General features: G+C 34.0%; 3 protein-coding genes. 1 reads left to right on the forward strand and 2 read right to left on the reverse strand.

The window, feature by feature from the left end; genetic code table 11:
- Nucleotides 1-131: 131 nt before the first annotated feature.
- Nucleotides 132-1,190, reverse strand: a complete 1,059-nt coding sequence (locus tag AC1WHX_RS10955) for a leucine-rich repeat domain-containing protein (RefSeq protein WP_009317068.1) — start codon at nt 1,188-1,190, stop codon at nt 132-134.
- 134 nt (nt 1,191-1,324) lie between these two features.
- The gene (locus AC1WHX_RS10960) at nt 1,325-2,161 is read right to left on the reverse strand and encodes a CvfB family protein (RefSeq protein WP_122303503.1); all 837 of its coding nucleotides are present in this window, start codon (nt 2,159-2,161) and stop codon (nt 1,325-1,327) included.
- A 186-nt stretch (nt 2,162-2,347) separates the two neighbouring features.
- Here AC1WHX_RS10960 and AC1WHX_RS10965 point away from each other — a divergent pair, with 186 nt between their 5' ends.
- Nucleotides 2,348-3,946 carry an alpha-galactosidase gene (locus AC1WHX_RS10965; RefSeq protein ID WP_438359279.1) on the forward strand — a complete coding sequence of 533 codons (1,599 nt, stop codon included), beginning with the start codon at nt 2,348-2,350 and terminating at the stop codon, nt 3,944-3,946.
- Nucleotides 3,947-4,058 lie beyond the last annotated feature (112 nt).

Genomic DNA, 4,058 nt, shown 5'->3' on the forward strand with positions numbered 1-4,058 from the left:
GAATAAAGTATTTAATACATCTTTGCTTACCGAAAGAAAAGCTAAAGAAAAAATACGATTAATAAAAAATCGGAAACACCTGTAAGTAGATTTACTTACAGGTGTTTCCGAAACAAATATAACCACAATTATTAGTAATTCCATTGACAAGCGATCATACGCAGATTGTTATCCCCTATCGTACGCAAATCTATGAGTTGGTTAAATCGGCAATTAATATATACCAAATTCGGGCAAAATGAAACATCCAGCATGGTCAACTGATTTTGATTACATAATACCCGTTGTAACAGATAGCGATTGCTTAAATCAAGTGTTGTCAAATCATTATAAGAACAATCGACAAAAGTAAGTTTGTCCGTTCCGTTAAGATTTAACCGGGTAAGGTTATTATATGAACAAACCAAATCAGTAAGAGCATCACAATTCAGAACATCAAGTGTTACCATATTGTTATCACTACAAAATAGAGTAAAAAGATTCGGTTGTTTTGACATAATCATTGTACGGATATTATTATCATCCATATTCAAGTTTTGCAAATTAACTGTCCCGAACAGATTTAAATTCGTCAAGCGATTATATCCGCAATAGAGATTTTTCAAATTAGCACAACTATCAACATTAAGAGATTCTAAGTGACACCCTTGAACATTAAGGGATTCTAAAGCAGATGAACCCTGAATATTGAATTCAACAAAAAGATTATTAGAACAATTTAAATTTTTCAATTGCGGAGATGTAGAAAGGTCGATTTCTGTGAGACGATTTTTATAACAATCAAGCTTGACCAACGCAATACAACCGGTTAAATCAAGTTCTGACAATTTATTACGGCTGACATTCATATCTGTAAGAGCTGAACAGTTCGTAGCATCGACTACCGTAATCTTATTTCGAGAAAGGTTCACTTTCTGCATAGCTGAAAAACCATTCAAATTTATGTCTCCCGCTAAATCTTTATCTTGCCAATCTATAGAAACCACTCTACCGTTATTCCAAGTAACACCTTTCCATGCTGCCGGAGTATTAATACTTACGATTTCCAACCGATCGGCATTGGAATCTCCTTTAGCAGATTTCTGCTGCAAAAAACTTTGCAGTTGTTTCACTTCATTTTTGTTATACTTCTGAGCAAATAGCACTGTGCTTCCCAGGACTAGTGCCACAATTAATAAAACTCGCTTCATAACTTCTTTTATTTTATTAGACTTATTGTCGGTTAATATCCTCTTCCCGATATTAACTTTACACTCATTAAAACAATATAGTCGAAAAAAAGTTTTGAAGAACGAATTTTACAAAAAAATGAATAGAGGAAAGACTACTTTTCATTCAGTCTTATTCCATTCTCAAGAATCAGAATCAATCTTTGCTTGTATAATGCACCTATCGCTTTTTTGAAATTTTTCTTGCTACAAGAAAAGTGCTCGGCAATCTGCTCGGCAGAAGATTTATCGGAAAGAGGTATGTAACCTTCATTTTCGTGTAAAGATCGAAGAATTTCAGAAGATAACGTATCTATCTTTTCATATCCTACCGGTTGCAAAACGACATCGATTTTTTCATCTTCACGGATATGTTTTATATATCCTTTTATATGATCTCCCTTTTCTATATTGCAAAATATCTCATTGTAATAAACCATACCCCAATGCGCATTATTGATAATAACCTTATATCCTATTTCGGTTTCCTGTACTACCAATAAATCAACTTCCTGATTTATTTTATAATCGATCGGAAGATTATTCAAAAATTTATTCAGTTTAGCTGAAGCAACGATACGCCCACTTTCGTGGTCAAGATAAGCATAAACAATATAATAATATCCCTGTTTCATATCGACTCGTTGTTCACGGAAAGGAACTAACAAATCTTTCGTCAATCCCCAATCTAAAAATGCACCGACCCTATTCGTCGATTTCACTTTTAAATATGCAAATTCACCAACTTGAATATAAGGTTTTTCGGTAGTAGCAATAATTCGATCTTCTGAATCAAAATAGATAAAAACATCTATTATATCTCCTATACGACAATTTTCAGGAATATATCGAGCAGGAAGTAATATCTCGCCTTTATCTTCTCCATCTAAATACACCCCGAAATCTACTGTTTTTATAACCTTTAAGGCATTATACCTTCCTACTTTTACCATAATTTGTTTCTTTTGGAACAAAAGTAAATAAACTTCAGATATTATAAAAGCTCCTTCATAGGAATATGGAGAATATATTTTTATGAAGTTTTTCAGAATCATCAAATTTTTCTAAAATCACGCCGTACAATATGATCTTTCAGCATTTATTTTTACTTTTGTATATAAACCTTAAATATTAGTAAGATGAAGAATGTACAATACTTATTCATCATAGTTTTATACTATGTTGCAATGACAGGTAAAGCTCAAAATAATAGATTTACACCTCCTATTATGGGATGGAGTTCTTGGAATACTTATCGTATAAACATCAATGAACAACTTATAAAAAAACAAACTGATGCAATTATTGATAGAGGTCTGAAAACCGTTGGATATCGATATATAAATATCGATGACGGTTTTTTCGGATGGCGTGATGAATCGGGAATACTTCATACTCATCCCAAGCGTTTTCCCAACGGATTGGAAAACATCGTTAAATATATACATGACAAAGGTCTAAAAGCTGGCATTTATTCTGATGCAGGAAGTAATACTTGCGGTTCGATTTGGGACAACGATCCAAATGGAATAGGAGTCGGGCTATATGGGCACGAGAAACAAGATGCAGACCTCTTTTTTAACAAATGGGGGTTTGATTTTATCAAAATAGACTATTGTGGTGCCGGACAGGAATTAGCATTAGATGAACAAAAGAGATATACCGAAATTTATCGGGCATTTAAAGATGTTTGCAATCATAAAGTATCATTGAACATCTGCCGTTGGGCTTTTCCCGGAACGTGGGCTGAAGATATCGCAACTTCATGGAGGATAAGTGCCGATATTACTCCAAAGTGGGCATCTATCAAACGTATAATAAATAAAAACCTTTATTTATCTGCCTATGCCCGAAATGGACATTATAATGATATGGACATACTGGAAATAGGCAGAGGTCTGAAACCGGAGGAAGAAGAAGTCCATTTCGGTATGTGGTGTATCATGAGTTCACCCTTACTTATCGGCTGCGATTTAACTACCATTCCGGATAAATCTTTAGAATTACTGAAAAACAAAGAACTAATAGCTATCAATCAAGATTCTTTAGGTCTTCAAGCTTATGTAGTTCAACACGAAAAAAATGGATATGTATTAGTCAAAGATATTGAACAGAAACGAGGTAAAGCCAGAGCTATGGCTTTATATAATCCATCAGACTCGATTTGTTCGTTTTCTGTACCCACTGCATGTTTGGAGTTAGGTGGAACAATAAAAGTCCGAGATTTAATAAAACATAAGACTATTGATACAAATAAAGAATATTTAGAATATGAGTTACCTCCTCATAGTGCAAAATTTTTTCGTTTAGAGGCGGAAAAGCGCCTGGAGTCATCGCTTTACGAAGCTGAATGGGCTTATCTTCCATGTTATGATGATCTGGGTACTCGTTCTAAAAGTGTCCGCTATGCTCCATGCGAAAAGGCATCCGGAAAAATGATCGTCAGCTTTATTGGCGGGAGCTCTGAAAATTATGCTGAATGGGATAATGTTTACAGTAAAAAAGGGGGTGCATATGAAATGAAGATTTTTTATTTGCCTGAAAAGAACCGCAAATTAGAAGTCAATATAAACGGAAAGTCTTATTTCTTTAAAAATTTAGAAACCGATGGCTCAAAGGGAATTATGACTATTACACTTTCTGTACAATTAAATCGTGGAGAAAATACAATTCGCATAGGCAGTCCCTATTGCTGGGCTCCAGATATAGATTGTTTTACATTAAAAAAAAAACGATAATTCACCGCTCCAGATTATAGCAAATGAAAGAATAACTTACCTTTGTAATCACAAAAATTCTCAATATGATATTTTATTTTTCGGGAACGGGAAATTCTGAATGGGTTGCAAA

This window comes from Coprobacter sp., assembly GCF_982436375.1.

What these genes read in the sequence shown, in the direction of transcription:
- AC1WHX_RS10955 (WP_009317068.1), bottom strand. Translation starts at nt 1,190, where the DNA reads ATGAAGCGAGTTTTATTAATTGTGGCACTAGTCCTGGGAAGCACAGTG.
- AC1WHX_RS10960 (WP_122303503.1), bottom strand. Translation starts at nt 2,161, where the DNA reads ATGGTAAAAGTAGGAAGGTATAATGCCTTAAAGGTTATAAAAACAGTA.
- AC1WHX_RS10965 (WP_438359279.1), top strand. Translation starts at nt 2,348, where the DNA reads ATGAAGAATGTACAATACTTATTCATCATAGTTTTATACTATGTTGCA.